The 19,475-nt window shown below is 43.8% G+C and carries 12 protein-coding genes; 7 read left to right on the top strand and 5 right to left on the bottom strand.

Annotated features, from left to right (window positions below; genetic code table 11):
• Window positions 1-21 precede the first annotated feature (21 nt).
• From QWZ08_RS06710 to QWZ08_RS06695, 4 genes are all read left to right on the top strand, one after another.
• Window positions 22-1,554 (top strand): D-arabinono-1,4-lactone oxidase, encoded by a 1,533-nt coding sequence (locus QWZ08_RS06710; RefSeq protein WP_290336499.1) that lies wholly within the window; start codon window positions 22-24, stop codon window positions 1,552-1,554.
• Window positions 1,555-1,602: 48 nt separating this feature from the next.
• A complete protein-coding gene (locus QWZ08_RS06705) occupies window positions 1,603-3,144 on the top strand; it encodes an FAD-binding protein (RefSeq protein WP_290336498.1) in 1,542 nt (513 codons plus the stop codon).
• A gap of 99 nt (window positions 3,145-3,243) precedes the next feature.
• Window positions 3,244-4,605 carry an adenylate/guanylate cyclase domain-containing protein gene (locus QWZ08_RS06700; protein ID WP_290336497.1) on the top strand — a complete coding sequence of 454 codons (1,362 nt, stop codon included), beginning with the start codon at window positions 3,244-3,246 and terminating at the stop codon, window positions 4,603-4,605.
• 268 nt (window positions 4,606-4,873) lie between these two features.
• Complete coding sequence (locus QWZ08_RS06695; protein ID WP_290336496.1) at window positions 4,874-5,551, top strand: DUF1349 domain-containing protein; 678 nt, start codon at window positions 4,874-4,876, stop codon at window positions 5,549-5,551.
• Between the two features lie 147 nt (window positions 5,552-5,698).
• On the opposite strand, the gene QWZ08_RS06690 is transcribed toward QWZ08_RS06695, so the two are convergent.
• The 4 genes from QWZ08_RS06690 to QWZ08_RS06675 all read right to left on the bottom strand — a co-directional run bounded on the left by QWZ08_RS06690 (window position 5,699) and on the right by QWZ08_RS06675 (window position 12,420).
• Window positions 5,699-6,469 (bottom strand): alpha/beta hydrolase family protein, encoded by a 771-nt coding sequence (locus QWZ08_RS06690; RefSeq protein WP_290336495.1) that lies wholly within the window; start codon window positions 6,467-6,469, stop codon window positions 5,699-5,701.
• Window positions 6,470-6,923: 454 nt separating this feature from the next.
• The gene (locus tag QWZ08_RS06685) at window positions 6,924-8,249 is read right to left on the bottom strand and encodes a Gfo/Idh/MocA family protein (RefSeq protein WP_290336494.1); all 1,326 of its coding nucleotides are present in this window, start codon (window positions 8,247-8,249) and stop codon (window positions 6,924-6,926) included.
• Window positions 8,250-8,439: 190 nt separating this feature from the next.
• The gene (locus QWZ08_RS06680) at window positions 8,440-10,083 is read right to left on the bottom strand and encodes an amidohydrolase (RefSeq protein WP_290336493.1); all 1,644 of its coding nucleotides are present in this window, start codon (window positions 10,081-10,083) and stop codon (window positions 8,440-8,442) included.
• Window positions 10,084-10,245: 162 nt separating this feature from the next.
• The gene (locus QWZ08_RS06675) at window positions 10,246-12,420 is read right to left on the bottom strand and encodes a DUF5916 domain-containing protein (protein ID WP_290336492.1); all 2,175 of its coding nucleotides are present in this window, start codon (window positions 12,418-12,420) and stop codon (window positions 10,246-10,248) included.
• A gap of 212 nt (window positions 12,421-12,632) precedes the next feature.
• On the opposite strand from QWZ08_RS06675, the gene QWZ08_RS06670 reads away from it, so the two are divergent.
• Complete coding sequence (locus tag QWZ08_RS06670; RefSeq protein ID WP_290336491.1) at window positions 12,633-14,231, top strand: peptide ligase PGM1-related protein; 1,599 nt, start codon at window positions 12,633-12,635, stop codon at window positions 14,229-14,231.
• Between the two features lie 30 nt (window positions 14,232-14,261).
• On the opposite strand, the gene QWZ08_RS06665 is transcribed toward QWZ08_RS06670, so the two are convergent.
• A complete protein-coding gene (locus QWZ08_RS06665; protein ID WP_290336490.1) occupies window positions 14,262-14,918 on the bottom strand; it encodes a T9SS type A sorting domain-containing protein in 657 nt (218 codons plus the stop codon).
• Window positions 14,919-15,136: 218 nt separating this feature from the next.
• On the opposite strand from QWZ08_RS06665, the gene QWZ08_RS06660 reads away from it, so the two are divergent.
• The gene (locus tag QWZ08_RS06660; RefSeq protein ID WP_290336489.1) at window positions 15,137-17,554 is read left to right on the top strand and encodes a zinc-dependent metalloprotease; all 2,418 of its coding nucleotides are present in this window, start codon (window positions 15,137-15,139) and stop codon (window positions 17,552-17,554) included.
• A 50-nt stretch (window positions 17,555-17,604) separates the two neighbouring features.
• Entirely contained in the window at window positions 17,605-19,437 is a 1,833-nt protein-coding gene (locus QWZ08_RS06655) for a CocE/NonD family hydrolase (protein WP_290336488.1), read from the top strand.
• The last annotated feature ends 38 nt before the right edge of the window (window positions 19,438-19,475 follow it).

Raw genomic sequence — 19,475 nt, 5'->3', positions numbered from 1 at the left:
CTCTAATCCCCCATTTTTTTTATGGACACACTCAGCATAAACAGCGCCACCTACTATTTGCCGGAAAGCGAGGCCGATGTTATCACGCTCGTTAACCAGGCCAAAGCACAAAACAAAACCATCTGCCTGCGGGGCTCTGCACATTCTTTCCCACTCATCAAGACATTAGAAGCTGAAGCAGCCAATAATAAAAACCTGTACATCCTGCTGGCAAAAATGAATACGGTCCACATTGATAAACACAATGCGTTGGTTACGGTAGACGGTGGTTGTCATTTGGGTGTAGACCCTTTTGACCCCGCGAATATTTCCACCCTGGAAAACTCTTTGTTGTACCAGTTAGATCAGGCCGGGCTGGCGGTACCAGATCTTGGTGGTATTACTCATCAGACAGTTGCCGGATTTTTATCCACCGGTTCATCAGGTGGCAGTACGCAGTTTTCTTTTGACGATGCATTGATGAGCATAAGCCTGGTCAATTGCGGCGTGAACGGCGCTGAAAAAGTTACCTTCAACCGTCCTGTTCCCGATAACCCGGATGACCCTTTTTATGGTATAGGTGTAGCCACTATCGGGTTGTTTGGTGTGATAGTTTCTGCCACTTTTAAATGTGTGCCGCGGTTCAATATAGTGGGTACAGAAACCACCACTACAGAAGCCGCATGCCCCATCGATTTGTTTGGCAATGGCAGCGGAGATAAACCATCACTACAGACTTTTTTAGAAAAAAACCAGTATGTGCGGCTGATGTGGTGGCCGCAAAGAAATGTCTCAAAGATGGTGGTGTGGCAGGCAAAGCAACAGGCGCCCACACCTGATTTTAAAATAATCCCTTACCAGGAAGTGCCCTGGGTGGCGGGCAGCCCCATACCGTTAACGCTGGCGGCTGACCTGGTATTTTCGGCTATTGGTACCTGGCCCAACTGGTTACTGGATGCCATGGGCGACACGCCAAAATACCGGGAAATAAAGGAGATGGCAGACCTTGCTTTTTATCCTGCCATTCTTCCGCTCATTTGTAAATTTTTTGTTCAGGATGGAGAAAATCAACCCTTTCAGGATGTGTGGTACAATGGTATACCAATGGATAACCAGATGAGTGACCGCCTGATGCCCGTTTGGTTTACAGAATTGTGGATACCGATTGAAAAAACACAGGAAGTAATGACAACCCTGTTGAATTTTTATAGCGAAGGACCTAAAAATACCGGCGCATTTTCCTGCGAAATATATGCTACCAAAAGCAGCCCGTTCTGGATGAGTCCCTCTTATCAAACCAACGTTATCCGGATTGACGTTTTTTGGTTTGCTAACAACAGCGGCGACCCGGTTGAATTTTATAAACCGTTCTGGGCCCTGCTGCAGCAATACAATTTCCGGCCGCATTGGGCAAAATACCTGCCGGCGGGTGATAGCCCTCAGGGCGTAAACTACCTGAAATCTGTTTATCCCAAATGGAATGATTGGATGGCCTTGCGGGAGCAAATGGACCCCGGCCAGGTGTTTGTAAGCGACTATTGGCGTGGCCATTTGGGTATTGCGCCCGTGCAATAAGAATATTTTTTCTTTCATTTTTACATGACATATTAATAGCTTTTTATCATGATTACTCCAGACGCAAAAGGGTTGTATCATCCTGCCAGCAATGATGACATCAGTACGCTGATTCAATATGCTATACAAAATAAATTACAGGTAAGGGTAAGGGGCGCTGCCCAATCTGTCAACGCAGCGGTGGTAACAGATGCTGGTAACAACATCAATCTGCAACTGGATCAGTTGCGGACTGTGGTGTTCAATGATGCCGCTATGCAGGTTACCGTGGGCGCTGGTTGCAACCTTGGGGTTGATCCTTATGATCCTTCTGAAACAAGCAAATTGGAAAACAGTTTTTTTGAACAGCTCAATCAACATGGATGGGCCATTGCCAATGTGCCGGATGCCATTCATCAGACCGTGGCAGGCTTTATTTCAACCGGTTCTTCAGGGCCTTCCATACAGCATTCTTTTGATGAATGCATCGTGGCAATTACTTTGATAGATGGTACCGGTACTCTGCATACTCTTAATAAATCTGATAACTTAAACGATCCGTTTTATGCAGTGGGCACCAGTATGGGCTTGTTGGGAATTATCACATCCGTTACGCTGCAATGTATTCCAGCTTTCAATATTATCGGCAGCCAGTCAACTACCAAAATAACCGACTGTGCGTATGATTTTTTAGGCAACGGGGGCGATGGCAAACCGTCATTGCAACAAATGATGAGCAGCACCGAATACACCCGTATGCTATGGTGGCCCTTTGCTACCGTACAACGCGTAATTACCTGGCAGGGACATATCATGCAACCATCCGACTATAACGAACACACAGGTACGCCGCAACACTTTACACCGCAACCTTACAAGCCGGTATTTAAAACGGTTGATGGCTCTGCACTTCCAATGCAGGCCGCCGCAGCAGAAGGGTACAAACTGATTGCGACATGGCCGGCGTGGCTGCATGCTATTACAGGTAATTCGCCGGTTGAACCTGTTATTGAAACAATAACGGAAACCGTGGCGCCCTACCTGTACCCGCTGATGTTGAATATGTTTTTTGCCTGTGACAGTGATAAAAATCCGCCGCAACAATTTTGGGATAACTGGCTGGGCAGCCTGCCAATGGACAGGGTAGAGTTTAGCAACAACCTGTTCAATATGTGTTATACAGAAATTTGGGTAACTGCAGATAAAACGCAGGAACTGATGAGCACTTTTCAGCAACACTACCAGGACGGCGGTTTTGCAGCTACCTGGGTATATTGTGTAGAAGTGCTGGGAGCGAAGGCAAGCAATTTTTGGATGAGCCCCGGCTATCAGCAAAACTCCGTTCGCATCAGTATTATGTGGTGGGTAGATAATCCTGTGCAGCCACTGAATTATTACCAGCAGTTCTGGGACTTGCTGTATCAGAAAAATATTCCTTTTCGTTTGCACTGGGGAAAATACCTGCCGCCCGCTGCATCCAGCCAGGGCCCTGCCTACCTGCAGCAGCAATATCCACAATGGAATAACTTTATGGCGCTGCGTAAGCAAATGGATCCCGATAACCTGTTTTTAACAACCTACTGGAAAACTCAATTAGGAATTACGGTTTAATTAAGTGAATTTGTAGCTGTAAAACAAGTCCCCCGAAAACCAATTATCCTTACCGCAGCGTTAAACCGTAACAGTAGTTAAGGTTTAATCAGTGCATCTGTGAATAACGGTATCTTAAACAGAAACTACAAGCTGCATCAACAAATGGACGTAATCGGGAAAACAGCTGTCACATCAACCGGCAACAGCAATTTTTTGCAATGGGGCAAAAAGGCCTGGGCTTCCATCATTACCATTGGCATCACCAGCCAGCTAACGGCCTGGGAACAAAAGCGAACCCGTTTGCTCAATGGTGTTTCCGCCATGGCGCTTATTATCCTGTCTATCTATTGTGTATTGTACCTCAGTAAAACAGAGCGCCTTGTGTTGATTGAAAGCTTCCAGGGCGTGGTCGCCATGGCTATTGTATTACTGCTCAACCATTTTCACAAATACATTGCGGCCTGCCATTTTTTTAATATCTACAACATGCTCTGTTATTCCTTCTTTGCCATTTCGCATGGTAAGGTAGATGCGGCAGAATATATATTGGTAGCGGGCAGTATTGCTTCCATGCTTTTTTTTAGGGACAGGGTTACAGTGATTACTTATTTTATTTTAAACGCTGCCTGCTTTGCCGCCTGTAAATATTCCTTTACGGTAATGCAGCCTTTTTTGTTTATGCCCAATGGTGAAAACCTGTACTTCGCCAACCATGTAACGTTGTTTATTATTTTATTTCTGATCGTCTTTTATTTTAAATCAGAAAATGAAAAACAGGAAAACCAGCTGGAACAACGGAACCTGTTGCTGCAAAAAGAAAAGGAAAAGTCAGATAATTTATTGCTGAATATTTTGCCTGCCGAAACAGCCGAAGAATTAAAGGAAACCGGGGAAGCCGCCGCCAAAAGTTACAAGATGGTAACGGTGCTGTTTCTGGATTTTAAAGATTTTACCTACATGGCCGAAAGCATGCCGGCAGAAGAACTGGTAACCGCTATCAACTATTATTTCAGTGCCTTTGATAACATCATTCAGCGGCATGATATTGAAAAAATAAAAACTATCGGTGATGCCTACATGTGCGCCGGCGGATTGCCGCAGGCCAACAAAACCAATCCCACAGACGTTGTGCTGGCCGCCCTGGAGATACAGGAATTTATGCAGCAGGACAAGCAACAAAAGCAACAACAAAACAAACCTTTTTTTGAAGTTCGCATCGGTATCAATTCAGGCTCCATCATAGCGGGCATTGTAGGCATCAAAAAATTTGCCTATGATATATGGGGCGATACGGTCAATATTGCCTCCCGCATGGAATCCAGTGGCATAGCGGGTAAAGTAAATATCAGCGGCGCCACCTACGAGTTGGTTAAAGATGCATTTAACTGCACCCACCGCGGTAAAATAGAAGCCAAACACAAAGGCCTGATCGATATGTATTTTGTGGAGGGGTGTAAGGATACGGAAAGTCAACAGTAATTATTGTATGCAAAACAGGTTCACAATTTTCAGTCCGCCTTTTTTGAAGCGTGTTTCAATAATGCGATGGTTTGACCACCTATGTGATTTCACATTTACTACAATGCTATGTATCAGCAAAGTGCAGACGTTGCAAAAAACAATGATAGCTTTCATATGATAATTGTTTACATTCATTTATAAATATTACACATCTTTGTATGCATGCTTGTGGTAGCAATACACCAGTTAGCGGCAATGCTGCTTGAACATTTAAAAAACACTCCAAATGTTTTACAGAATACATTTAAATACATTACTGCTTAGCTTATTATTGGTTGTTGTACAACATAGTATAGCACAAAAAAATGACAGCATAAGAATTAAAAGTATTCCCTATCCTTTAAAATGGGAGAATGAACCAAAGAAATACTCAACAGACAAAAATGGGATAATCATTACTGCCAGCGAAAAAACTGACATGTTCAGAGACCCTAACGTCGCCTACAATACAGACAATGCTCCTAAGCTACTTTTCACTGCTGACAGTAATTTTGTAATTACTGCATCAATTGAACACAATTTCTCCAATAAATGGGATGGCGGTGCAATCGTTCTCAAACAAGACAGTCTTAATTGGGTAAAATTTTGTTTTGAACGGGACTATACCGGGGCAAGAAGGGTGGTTAGTGTGGTAACTAAAAGCATTTCCGACGACTGCAATTCGGTTGAGATAAACGGTAACAAGGTTTTTTACAAAGTTGCCAAAGCGGGCAATGTTATAACCCTGTACTATTCAATAAGCGGCACAAAATGGTTCCTGGTAAGGCACTTTCAATTTGACACAACCAAACCTTTGCAGGTGGGGTTCTTGGCGCAATCGCCTGTAGGGAAAAATTGTAAAGTGAAATTCCAAAACATTACCTATACGATAAAAAAGATAAAAGATCCTTATCTCGGCGAGTAATAAAATAAGGCTTTCAAAAGCGCATGCCATCAACAAAAGTATTTGTAAAAGCTTTAGTCCCGTCTGCGTTTTCACCGCAATCAGCAACAATTATTAAAATCTTACCGTGAAATCCCGACGCTGAATGATATTCGCATTACTACAAAATCATGTAGCATGCTTCAATATAAAATCAACAATTGGCGTTGGATTTATAAGACTGTGTGGATGATGACCCACACCTGGTTTCAGTATGATTTGTATCGGCGCCTTCATCTCTTTATAACGCTGCTCAACTAATTGTATATTTTCTGCTATCGGCACCACGGTATCTGCATCTCCGCAAACACATAAAACAGGGATATGCGCATCGGCTAATGGCTTTAGATTATCTACCGGATTAAATTGATAAGCCATCGCTGCAGCATCATCTGCAAAGCCATATACTTTTTTTAATTTTTCCCAGTCACCCGCTGAACCTTCTCCCTTTCCTTTGCCGCCTGGCCAGCTTTTAAAATCGCATACCGGCGCATCCACATATATACAACTTACTTTTTCCGGGTTTCTTGCAGCCCAGTTAAATGCAAACAATCCTCCTCTGCTAAATCCTTCTAAAACTGTTTTGGGATGCAGTTTTTTATTGTTAATGAGGTAGGCATAAAAGGCATCCATCAGGTCGAGTGCTACCGGCGCACCATACATGTCCTGCAAATCCATGTACACCACAAAAAATCCTTTGGCCAGTAAGGTGCTGTCAGCCTGCGGTTCATGACCAAAAAACTCCGTACGCCAGATCCATGGATTGCCCTGCCTTTTTTGTAGCGGTTCCACTACCAGGCAGTTTCTTCCATTCAATATAAAGTCTGTTTTTTTAAAACCCATCCAGGTAGAATATGTAAAGGAGTCTGTTGCTGGCAGCGGTTGCGTTATTACAGGCATAGCGTGTTTCTTGCTTTTTACGGTACAGGTTTTAGCTTCTGGTGAATGATGAAGCACTAAAAGGGAAATCAACAAACAAATAAGTCGAAACATACAATTGCAATTTTATCAGCAACAAGTTACTTAAAAGCAGGAACTTGTAGTATTGCCGCAAAGCATGGTGCTGCCAATGATTCTGCAAAGACACGGTTATTGAATTTTTTCTTTGCTATACTTTAACATAAAACTGCTTCGTGTTTTTGTTGCTTACCCAATGCAATAAAATTTACAAATCACTACCGGTGTAAGACTAGTTATTTTGCATTTGTGATGTATGCTGGGTTGGGGCTTCGCGGATGACGCATTGTTATTGCAGGGGCTCTCCGTGAAGCCCGCTGGTACAGAACCCAAGCCTTTCGGGGACTGAAGCAATTTTAAAGTTCCAATGATTTTAAACACTACCCAACAATAGCAATTACAATTTTATCCCCCACTCATTCAGCATAGGCCTGCCAAGCAAAGCAGTTGCTTCTGCATCATTTTTAAATGTTTCTTTTTTCGGGTTCCATTGCAGGCGGCGGTTTAGCCGGTAAGCCATATTGGCCAGGTTACATACGGAGGCGGTACGGTGACCTGTTTCCACGTCGCAGATGGGCTTTGTGCGTGTGCGTATGGCGTTTAAAAAGTCTTTGTAATGATTCTCGCTTTTGTACACATGCTTTTCATTTTCTCCAATAATCCTGGTTGCCAGCGGAGCGGGTGTTGTCTCAATTTGACCACGTTTAATTCTTAACTCACCTTCTGTACCGGTAAAGAGCACAGCGCCATCCCATTCCCATTTTTCATGCGTCATGATTACGCCATTTTTGTAGCGGAAGGTAAGGTTTGGATGCTCACCGCCATCCGGTGCAATAATTTCTACCGGTCCGCTGTTGTCCATATCAAGTGCCCATTGAGCTATGTCAAACATGTGTGCGCCCCAGTCTGTCACCATGCCGCCGCCAAACTCCCTGTAGTTGCGCCAGTTGGGAAACACATCTTTTGAAACCGGTGGCGCCAGTTCTGTATTAAATGCGGCGGGTTCATTGGGGCCAAGCCATGTTGTCCAATCCAGTCCGGCAGGTATTGGCTCCGCAGACAGGTTGTATTGTTGAGGTGGTGGTCCCACATTTACTTTCACTGATTTTACTTCACCAATATAACCGTTGCGTACCAACTCAACGGCTTGCCTGAACTCGGGCCAGGATCGCTGCATACTACCGGTTTGAAACACCCTGTTGTATTTGCGGGTAGCATTTACCATTGCCCGGCCCTCTTTGATGGTAAGCGCCAACGGCTTTTCACAATAGATATCTTTGCCTGCTTCTGCGGCTCTTACCGCAGCGGCAGCATGCCAGTGATCGGGCGTGGCAATTACAACTGCATCCACATTTTTAAGGGACAGCAACTCCCGCATGTCGTTGTAAACCGGTATATCAGCATAGCTGCCAATGGCTGCATTGGCAGCATAGAAATTTTTAATCTTGTCGATGGTGAGGTCGGCTTTGTCTTTATACACTTCGCTGATGGCGGCTATGCGGATTTGCCCGGTTTTAAGGAAGGACTCGGTTAAGCCACGGCCTTGTTTACCGGTACCGATAAAGCCCAGGTTAATCATATCGCTGGGAGCGGTATATAAGGTACCATCCGGCATTTTTCCGCCCAGCACAAAGCGGGGTACAATGGTAAAGGCAGCGAAGGCTTTTGCAGAAGTGGTTATAAATTTCCTGCGGTTGTAGTTAGCGTTTTGATCTTTTTTCATGTATGGCAAATTATAATGGAATGTACAGCATTTTTTGTTTGCACAGCAATTGACCCGCAGGACTTTTTTTCAATAAGCGATTACCATTGTGTGGCTAACAAACTCTATATAAAAAAGTGGCCTGCTGTTCCGCAATGAATCACGAACAGCTAACAAATGTATCTGCAAAAGCCGGGAGAATTAGGTAACCTCAGGGCTTGCCGTACACCTTCTCCCCACCCAAAAAAGTAGCCAGTACTTTTACTCCCAATATTTTCTGCGGCGCAACCTTAATAATATCTGCATCCAGTATAACAAAATCCGCCATCTTGCCTGCCTCCAAACTTCCTTTTTCATTTTCTTCAAAATTGGATTTGGCTGCCCAGATAGTCATACCCCGCAGGGTTTCTTCCCTTGATAAAGCATTCTCCGTTTGAAAGCCGGCGGCAGGATAGCCTTTGGCATCTTTTCTTACAACGGCGGCATAAAAAGTTTTAAAGGTCGAAATGTCTTCCACGGGAAAGTCGGTGCCTAAAGGAATCCAGCCGTTTTGTTGCAGTAACTGTTTGTAGGCGTAGGCGCCCTTTTCCCTTTCTTTACCCAACCGTTTATCGGCCCAGTACATGTCGCTGGTAGCGTGCGTTGGTTGTACAGAGGGGATGATGGAATTGCTGCCGAATAAATTAAAATCATTTTGATTGATTACCTGTGCATGTTCGATGCGCCATCTTAAATCGTTGTTGCCTTTCAGGTACCTGGCATAAGTGTTCAGTATAATCCGGTTGCCACTGTCGCCTATGGCATGCGTGCATAATTGAAACTTGTTTTTTGCAACCCAGCTGGCAACTGAATCAAAATGGGCAGGCGTGCTTAATAAAAAACCGTAGTGACCTGGCTTGTCGCTATAAGGTTGCAGCAGACAAGCGCCTCTTGAGCCGAGCGCTCCATCGCCGTACATTTTGATACTCCTGATATTCAGCCGGTCGGTTTTGACAATGCCGGTTTTTTCAAGCCAGTCAAAGTTCTTTTTTGCATCACTCAGCATAACATACAGCCGCATTTTCAGCAAACCGTTTTCCTGCAATTTTTTTATTTGCTGTGCAACCTCAAAATCAAGTCCGCAATCATCGATGGTGGTTAAACCGACTGCAAAGCAATTTTTTTGCGCCGCCTGTAATGCTTTTGTAAATTGACTGGCGGTGGCTGAAGGTATTTTGGATGCTACCAGTTCAACTGCGTTGTCAACCAACATGCCGGTCAATTCCGAACCGGATTTGTTGACTTCTATTTCTCCGCCGTTTATTGTATCACCTGCTTTTACACCCGCCATTTCCAACGCCTTTTTGTTGGCGATAGAAGCATGACCGTCTACTCTTTCCAGCAACACCGGCCTGTCGGGAAACAACGCATTCAATTGTTCATTGGAGGGAAATTCTTTTACCACCCAGTCGTTCTGGTCCCATCCACGGCCGGTTAACCAGCCTTCTTTATTCACCATGGCAAAAGCCTTTACTCTTTTTAATACGTCCTGCCAGCTGGTAGTGCCTGTAAGGTCAACCTGTTGCAGGCTCATACCATACCCAACAAAATGTGCGTGCGCATCTATAAAACCAGGATAGATAAATTTACCACCCGCATCTAATTTTTGTTTGCAGGCATATTGTTTTTCCAGGTTGACTTTGGTACCGGTAGCTACGATTTTGCCATCGCTGATCACCATGGCTTCAGCAACCGAAAATGCAGCATCAACAGTATAAATGGTGCAGTGATATACCAGCAGGTCTGCTTCTTTTTTAGCGGCGAAGGAAGACCAGGCAATAAGAATACCAGTGAATAAGCAAACGATTTTTTTCATAGAATAAATCTAAGGAGGAATGAATAAAAATTGCTGATTAAAAATTAATAATTGCAAATGCATAGACTGCATATATAGCTGAAACACCTGATTTGGACTAACCATTCACTTCCAAACCATTGACCATTGACCATTGACAACTCACAATTCACAACTCACCACTCACATACTCCACCAATAAGTAAACTTCAGCGCCAGTGCCCTGTTGCGGATAAAGAACGGGGCTGTGTAGTAATTATCCGTATACACAATGTAAAAATCACTGGCAGGTTTATACCGCCACTGCAACCTTGTATTGACATTTACATTTTTTTGCTGGTTGTTGTATTGCAAAAAAGCCGTGAAGAAAAAAGTATTGGTTAAGGTAAGGTCTATGCGGGGGCCTATCAGCCAAAAGTTGGTAACGCCCCAGGGTTTCGCCAGGTCAATGTGGTTGAAGCTGGTACTCAAAGTAATATTTACAAAAGGCTGAAAGCGGTATCCTAAATCGGTAGTAAGCGCCAGCCTGGTGCCGTTGGCATAATAACCGCCGTACCGGGTGGTAAAACCATAAGTAAACAATCTTTGAGGCTTCGAGGTAAAAGTAGTGCCCCAGGAATCCCAGCTGTGTTTACTGCCGGTAAGCAAAGAATCTTTACCCGAATTGGTTGGGTCAAACGGCTTCAATAATTCTACATAATCGTGCGCCACCCAGGCATCAAAAACACCCTGGTTGCGCAGGCTTATTTTATAATCCAGGTAAGTTTCGTTATCCGTTTGATGCATTTTGCTGTTAAAGAAATAGGTTGAACTCAGCAAAGGTCCATGACTTAAAATTTTCCCCTTTTTATTAGGGAAGAAATTGTAACTGACCTGGGGATTTAATTTGACGTAATCACTGCGGGGAACGTACCCCACTTCAGCGTTGTAATTTTTTCCAACGATCTCATGCTGCCATAGCAGCAACCATTTTTTATCGGTGTATTGAAAATTAGCGGCATGTACAAAATCACCGGTTGATTTGCCGGGTGTAAAAGATTTCAGTACCATGGCTTTACCCGTAAACATATTATTGGCAGATGCCAGGTTGTATTCAAGGCCCAGGTTACGGTTGTATAAAGAATACACCGGCTTGGTGCTGTCTTTACCAGGCTGGTAATTAACAGACTGCTTATTTACAAACATCAGCCGTATGTTTGATCGGGCAAACAGCCTACGCTGCAAAGCGAACACGGTGAAATTTTGCGCCGGTAAACCAACTTCATCCTGGCTTTTGGTTTTCATATCCATCACACCAATGCGCCAGTTTTTATCAAGGCTGCCACTTAACCTTGCACCGTAATTAATAGGCACGCCGAGGCCAATGCGGCGGCTAAAAAACGGTCGGATATTGGTGTAGCCAAAATTGGCAAAAAGGTCTGCGTTCTCTAAAAAGAATTGTCTTTTTTCAGGAAAAAATAATTCGTACCGGTCCAGATTGGTTACCTGTTTATCTACTTCTACCTGGCTGAAATCCGGGTTTACGGTAAGATCTAAATTCAGGGAGGAGGAAAGTGCAATTTTAGCATCAGCTCCAATCGCCTTGCGGTAATCATTGGGTGCTTTATGATCGTAGTCTTTGCTGATACCCCCCAACACATAAGGAATCACGGAAATATTGGCACCGGCCTCGGGTGGCGCTTCATCCCAAACCAACGTACCGGTATAGGCAAGCGATGCGGTAGGGAATTGGCGTGGAATCGGCGTCCAGCTTGATTTTTCGGCTTCTTTAATGTCAAGCCTGCTAAAGTTGATGCCCCATTGTTTGATCCCCTTTTTATAACGAATGGTTTTAAAAGGAATAGCGGCTTCAAAAATCCATTTGTCGGGATAATTTTTTACCGCGGATACCCATTTGTTATCCCAGCTAAGATCCGCACTGCCTCCGCTGTATAAACTACCGTCCCATTGAGCGCCGGCGGCGTTGGCGCCAAAAGTAAATCCGTTGGTGCGGTCATCAAAAGGATCCATAAAAAAAATAAAATTATCGTTTCTGCCAAAACTAAAATCCCTTCTTAAAGATTCAACCATGTAGGGGGCTGGTTTAGTAAGATAGCAGACTGCAATAATGTAAATATTTTTTGCATCGTACGTCATGCGTACAGAGGTTTTTACTTTGGCGTGGCTGGTGTCCATGGGCAATACCATAAAAAAATTATCGGCTGCCGGGGCATCCGCCCAGGCTTGCTCATTCATTTCACCATCTATGGTAACAGGTAAACTGGTTTTATTAATGTGTAATTGGTAAGATCCGTTTTTTTTCTGCCCAAAAGCAACAGTAATTAGTAAGCACAGAGGAAGCAATAATAGTTGTTTCAATACAGCAAGATTTTGGAGTTTAAAATGGGCTACAAGATAAGTATTGTTGCTAAAAGAAAGGCCGCCATTGGCAAAATGTGTTCAAATAAAATAAACAGGCTGCATCGGCTGACACAAAATAAAAACGTGATTGAGTTATATCTTTGGTATGACGACTATCAGTCATAAATTGTGTAATAATCGGCATATTTGACAAATTAAAGCAGTAACTAATGGAACTGTCATCACAGCAACCAGGCCTGGAAAAATTATTGTTCAGGTACAACCCTGCCAGCCTGCCGGTACCGGGTGCCGAAGAAGAGTTACAGTTATTTAAACAACTGCAGCAGGATTTTAGCCACCAGTTTAAGCAACACTTTCCCGATCATCTTGCCAACAAAACCATTGTAGTGGTGCCCAGCCTTACGCTTGACCAGGAAGTGCTGTCGAAAATTAAGGGAGCGCTTTATTACGAAGAAAGATTGCTCTGTTTGCTGATGTTATTGCGCATGCCTTGTACACATGTAACATTTGTAAGCAGCATGCCAATTGACCCGGTAATAGTTGATTATTATTTGCACCTGCTGCCTGGTATAACAGGTTATCATGCCAAAGAGCGCTTAACACTTTTAAGCTGTTACGATGCCTCGCCCGCTTCACTTACCCAAAAAATTTTAGACCGGCCAAGGCTGATCGCCAGGATAAAAAAAAGTATACCAGCCGGCGACGTGGCGCACATTGCGTGTTTTAATACCACACCGCTTGAAAGAACACTGGCGGTAGCAATAGGTATTCCGTTATTTGGCTGTGATCCGTCGCTGAGTTATCTCGGTACAAAAAGCGGCAGCAGGCGGATATTTTTAAAAGCCGGTATCCAAATGCCCCCGGGGGCGGAAAATTTAAAAAGCTATGAAGATATTGTGCATGCAGTAGCTGCCTTAAAGGATATGTACCCGCAAACCAAAAAAGCGGTTATCAAGTTAAACGATGGTTTTTCCGGGGAAGGAAATGGCGTACTTACTTACCCTGGTATTGCAGATAAAAGAGACTTGTTTAACTGGATTCACCATAATCTTTACCAGGCTATCAAGCCTGTGGCACAGGGTCTTTCCGTCGAAAAATTCCTGGAAAAATTTTACCAGATGGGAGGCATCGTGGAAGCATTTATTGAAGGCGATATTAAAGCCTCGCCATCGGTTCAATGCAGAATTGATCCTTTTGGAAAAGTGGAGATGATATCTACCCATAACCAGGAGCTGGGTGGCGATAGCGGCCAGGAATTTATAGGCGCTTATTTCCCGGCAGATAAAAGTTACAGCCTTGCCATTTGTGAAGCCGCACAACTGGTGGCAGAAGAATTGAAACACAAAGGTGTACTGGGGCGTTTTAGTATTGATTTCATCTCGGTAAAAGAACCGGGAGGATGGAAGAATTATGCCATTGAAATCAACCTGCGCAAAGGTGGCACTACCCATCCTTTTTTGATAATGGAATTTTTAACAAACGGGCATTACGACTGCACTACCGGCTTGTTTGAAACCGCCAATCAACAGCACCGGTATTATTTTGCATCTGACAATTTACAAAAGGAAAGTTATAAAGGCCTTACCCCGAAGGACCTGATAGACATTGCCATGTTTCACGGTTTGCATTTTGACGGTACTTCACAAAAAGGGGTGGTGTTTCACATGATCGGGGCACTATCACAGTTTGGAAAGATTGGTATTGTTTGCATCGGTGCTTCGCCCGAAGAAGCTTATGGGTATTACACCAAAGCGGTGGCTGTTTTTGATGCCGAAACGGCGCCAGCCAGCGGTGTGATGAGTGTTTAACATAACCGGGCAGCCCGTCACGCTGAACGTCTATACCTTCACTATTTTCTGGTGGATGATGATTTGTCCGTTCGCAACAACTTGCACCACATATATTCCGGTAGGTAAACTGCCCATTCCGTCCAGCTGAAATGTGTTTTGCCCTTTGCTGATAGTTATATTTTTGGTAGCTGCAATTTGGCCGGTGGTACGTTGTATTGTAATGGAGCCATTGTTACTTTGATCTGCTGAAAACCGGATGGTTATATTTTCTGTAAACGGATTAGGATATAGCAGTGTAGCATTGGTTTCGGCTGCGGCCAGTTTAACCATTTCAACATCGCTGAAAGTAACGATGCCGGTTACATCTACTTCCTTTAAACGATAATAGGCCAGGTGTTTTCCACTTAGGGTAGAATGATGATCGACAACCTTGTAACTGTTATTTACACCATTGTTAAGTCCGCGTACAATTATTCCGGTTGATTTAAAATTGGTGCCGTCAAAAGAGCGCTCCACATCAAAATAACTTTCGTTTACCTCATTGTCTGCTATCCAGTTTAATTCTACTCCTTTCTGTATGGCCGATGCTTTAAATGAAACATATTTAACAGGTAAAACGCTGTACTGTGGTTGCTGCGACTGTGCTGTAAGGCTGAATGAAATCAGCAAACAAAAACAGGTTAGGGATACACGGGTGGTTTTCATTTTTCAGGGTTTTGGGGCGGAGGTAATATTACTACCTGTACTCATAAACACTACAATGGTGCCAGAAGTAAAGCTGCTCATTTTTAAGCAGTTAGAAAAATATTTTAGACCAACTGTTCCAATTTATAGACGGTTAGTTTATTTTATGGAAATTACTGCATTGGCTCCGTTGGTTTAGCTGATCCTTTGTATTTTGTGTATTCAATAAAAACAGTTCCATGCTACGTTTATTTTTTTTATGCCTTTTAGTTCCGTTTTTATCAATGGCACAAAGCAATGCCATTAAAGAGAAAACAAAAAACATGAAGCCTTATGAGGGCTTTTTTACTTTTTACCGGGACGACAGTACGGGAAAAATCTGGTTGCAGATTAATAAACTGGAAGAAGAAATATTATACCAGACATCCTTACCGGCAGGACTCGGAAGCAATGACGTAGGCCTCGACCGTGGCATCATGGGCACCAGCTATATTGTAAAGTTTAGCAGGGTAGGCAATAAGGTGTTAATGATAGAACCTAATTATAACTACCGTGCTGTAACCGGCGATGCCGCTGAAAAGCGGGCTGTTGAACAGTCTTTTGCGCAGTCAGTTATCTGGGGCTTTACCATTGCTGCAGAAAGTAACAACAACCTGCTGGTAGATGCAACAGATTTTTTACTTCGGGATGCCCTGCAGGTAGCCAACCGCCTGCAAAATACTAAACAGGGTACATACTCAATGGATGCTTCACGTAGTGCACTTTACTTTCCCCGTACTAAAAACTTTCCGCTCAATACAGAATTTGAAACCACGGTTACATTTGTCAATCACAATGGAAAAACGGGCAATTATGTCAATTCGGTGGTACCGGCCGCAGAAGCGATCACGTTGCGCATGCACCATTCTTTTGTTCAGTTGCCGGATAATAATTTTGAAACAAGATTGTATGATGCCCGTTCACCCTTTATCACGAATTCGTATTATGATTACAGTACGCCGGTAACAGAACCCATTCAAAAAGATTTTATCATCCGGCACCGCCTGCAAAAAAAGGATCCGTCCGCAGAAAAAAGTGAAGCGATTAAACCAATTGTATACTACCTGGACAATGGCACACCCGAACCCATCCGCAGTGCTTTGCTGGAAGGTGCAGGCTGGTGGAACCAGGCATTTGAATCGGCTGGTTTCATCAATGCTTTCCAGGTAAAGGTGTTACCGGATAGTGCTGACCCAATGGATATCCGTTATAACATGATTAATTGGGTACACCGTTCAACACGTGGCTGGAGCTTTGGCGGAGCGGTGGTTGACCCACGCACAGGAGAAATTCTCAAAGGCAACGTTACACTCGGTTCGCTGCGGGTAAGGCAGGATTACCTGATTGCGCAGGGTCTGCTGGCACCTTTTGAAAACGGGCAATTACCTGCCGACAACAAAATGCTGAAGATGGCTTTGCAACGGTTGAAACAACTGGCTGCCCATGAAGTAGGACATACCATCGGCCTGATGCACAATTATATTTCCAGCTCGCAAAACAGGGCCAGCGTGATGGATTATCCGCCGCCCATGGTATCACTAAACAGCAACAATGAAATCGATTTAAGCAACGCCTATACCAACCAGATTGGGGATTGGGATAAGGTAAGCATTCAATATGGTTACCAGCAATTTTCAAAAAGAACAAATGAAGCCGAAGCGCTCAATAAAATATTAACGGATGCAGCGAAAAACGGACTGACGTTTATTTCCGACAGAGATGCACGTGATCCGGGCGGACTTCATCCCAGCGCCCATTTATGGGACAATGGAAAAGATGCGGTGACCGAATTAAAGAATGTAATGAAGGTAAGGGCGAGGGCCTTGTCGAAGTTTGGTGAAAACAATATCCGCAAAGGTGTACCTATGGCCATGCTGGAAGATGTGCTGGTACCCATTTATCTTTTTCACCGCTACCAGGTAGAAGCCGTAACCAAAGAAGTTGGTGGAATGTATTATACTTATGCATTGCGTGGTGATGGTCAGGTTGTAACACAGCCTTTAACAAAGCAGGAACAATTAAATGCGTTGAATGCCGTGGTTGATTGTATCAATCCGCAAACACTGACGTTGCCCGACAATATAATTAAATTGATACCGCCCCGCCCGGCAGGATACGAGTATAACCGGGAATTATTTAACCGTCGCACAGGTCTTGCATTTGACCCGCTCGCTGCCGCAGAAGCCGCAGCGGATATGCCTTTATCTTTTTTATTTAACACCAGCCGCTTAAACAGGATGGTACAATACCAGGCTGAAAATAACGGTCTGGGTATTGATGAGATGATGGCAGTGCTGATGTCAGCAACCTGGGATGCGCCTTCATTAAAAGGTTTACAGGGATTGATTCTGCAACAAAACCAGCAGCTGTTGCTTAGCTATTTGCTGGCGGTATCCGTGAGTGACGAGGCTTCATTTGCTACAAAAGCGCAAATGCTGAATGCAATTGAGATTATAAAAAAACGTGCGACAGAAAAATTAAAAACACCGGCAGATACAAACAGTAAAGGTTACCTGTTGCTAACACTGGAAAGGATAAAAGCGCCGGAAAAAGCGAAGCCAACCTTGCATGAAGCACCACCTCCGGGTTCTCCCATCGGTTGCGACGCAGATCAATAATATGCAGACTAAAATAATTTTAATAAATACGATCTTATAAATTCAGGGATATGAAAAAAATATTGCTTTGTTTGTTATGTGTTGTTTCTTTCACCGCATTAAAGGCGCAGGATGACAGTATCCGTTTTTATAAAAAAACGTCGGTCATGATTCCGATGAGGGATGGCGTAAAATTGTTCACCGTGATATTGAGCCCCATGGATTCAAAAAAGCCGCTGCCATTTCTGATGCAGCGAACTCCCTATGGTATTCCCGTTGGCAATGATACGGTATATAAAACCGAATCACTGCGTAATATACTGGCGGATGGCGGATATATTTTTGTATACCAGGACATTCGCGGAAAATATAAAAGCGAAGGCTCGATGCAGATTCACCAGCCATTGATTCATGCCACAAAAAAAGGCACTATCGATGAAAGTACTGATACATGGGACACCGTTGACTGGCTGTTGAAAAATGTAGCCAATAACAATGGGAAGGCCGGTATATATGGTATTTCCTATCCCGGCTGGCTGGCGTTGGCTGGTTCGGTTGATCCACACCCGGCTTTAAAAGCGGCTTCTGAACAAGCCTGTATGGCCGACCTGTTTTTAGGAGATGATTTTCATCACAATGGTGCTTTCCGTTTAAGCTATGGAATGGAATACAGTTATGAGATTGAATTTGATAAAACGACCGACAGTGATTTTCCCTTTCCGCAATACGATCTGTTTGACTGGTACCTTAAACTGGGTTCATTAAAAAATGTAAATGAAAAATATTTCCACAACAAAATTCCTACCTGGAACAATTTTGTTGCGCACCCTGCTTACGATGCCTTCTGGCAAACCAACTCGCCTTTAAGCTATGTGCATGCACCACAAATTCCGCAGTTGCATGTGGGCGGGTATTACGACCAGGAAGATATCAACGGCCCGCAACTGATGTATGGGCACATGGAAAAGAAAGACAGTTTCAACCGCAATTTTATTGTGCTGGGCCCATGGAATCACGGACAGTGGGGTGGGGGCAGGGGCGATAGTTTGGGTAAAATTTCTTTTGAAAGAAAAACAGGTATCGACTTTCGTGCCTTGCAAAAAAAGTGGTTTGATTACTGGCTGAAAAGTATGGGCGATGGAAAGTTTGATGAAGCCACTTGCTTTCAAACCGGTAGCAATCAATGGAAAACGTATACCAGCTGGCCACCCAAAAATGCTGTGATAAAAAAATTATACGCAGCGTCGAACAACAAAGCTTCCTTCACCAAACCAACGGCTGCTGTGGCTTTCGAGAGCTATGTGAGTGATCCGGCAAAACCAGTTCCCTACAGAACGCTGCCCATTGAAGCTACCTATGGCGAAGGCAGCAGGTGGCGGCCCTGGCAGGTAGAAGACCAGCGTTTTGTAAGCAACCGTACGGATGTGCTGAGTTTTGTAATGGATTCACTTACTTCAGATGTTACAGTAACAGGAAATATTATCGCCCATCTTTTCGCTGCGACAAGCGGTACAGATGCCGACTGGATTGTAAAACTCATTGATGTATATCCGGCATTTGATACTAAAAGTCTATCCATGAGCGGCTACCAGTTGCCAGTAGCAATGGAAATATTCCGGGGGCGTTTTCAAAAAAGTTTTTCCAATCCGCAGCCGTTGGTTGCCAACAAACCCACTGAATTTACCATTGATCTGCATAGCATCAATCACACATTTAAAAAGGGCCATCACCTGATGATACAGGTGCAGAGCAGCTGGTTTCCGGTGATTGACAGAAATCCGCAAAAATTTGTACCGAACATTTTTGAAGCAAATGAATCCGACTATATAAAAGCAACACAACGGGTGTATTTTTCGGCGCAATACCCAACGTATATTGAATTGCCGGTAATGGAAAATAATTAATAAGCAGTTGTAATTAGCAGCTGGTGCTTTTTGTGCAG

Origin of the sequence: Ferruginibacter paludis, from assembly GCF_030409685.1 — a bacterium.
Lineage (GTDB): Bacteria > Bacteroidota > Bacteroidia > Chitinophagales > Chitinophagaceae > Ferruginibacter > Ferruginibacter paludis.
This window is presented reverse-complemented; position numbering and strand designations above follow the sequence as displayed.

Coding starts and splice junctions, on each gene's coding strand:
- QWZ08_RS06705 (WP_290336498.1), top strand. CDS start 1,603: ATGATTACTCCAGACGCAAAAGGGTTGTATCATCCTGCCAGCAATGAT.
- QWZ08_RS06655 (WP_290336488.1), top strand. CDS start 17,605: ATGAAAAAAATATTGCTTTGTTTGTTATGTGTTGTTTCTTTCACCGCA.
- QWZ08_RS06660 (WP_290336489.1), top strand. CDS start 15,137: ATGCTACGTTTATTTTTTTTATGCCTTTTAGTTCCGTTTTTATCAATG.
- QWZ08_RS06670 (WP_290336491.1), top strand. CDS start 12,633: ATGGAACTGTCATCACAGCAACCAGGCCTGGAAAAATTATTGTTCAGG.
- QWZ08_RS06690 (WP_290336495.1), bottom strand. CDS start 6,469: ATGCCTGTAATAACGCAACCGCTGCCAGCAACAGACTCCTTTACATAT.
- QWZ08_RS06685 (WP_290336494.1), bottom strand. CDS start 8,249: ATGAAAAAAGATCAAAACGCTAACTACAACCGCAGGAAATTTATAACC.
- QWZ08_RS06695 (WP_290336496.1), top strand. CDS start 4,874: ATGTTTTACAGAATACATTTAAATACATTACTGCTTAGCTTATTATTG.
- QWZ08_RS06680 (WP_290336493.1), bottom strand. CDS start 10,083: ATGAAAAAAATCGTTTGCTTATTCACTGGTATTCTTATTGCCTGGTCT.
- QWZ08_RS06665 (WP_290336490.1), bottom strand. CDS start 14,918: ATGAAAACCACCCGTGTATCCCTAACCTGTTTTTGTTTGCTGATTTCA.
- QWZ08_RS06710 (WP_290336499.1), top strand. CDS start 22: ATGGACACACTCAGCATAAACAGCGCCACCTACTATTTGCCGGAAAGC.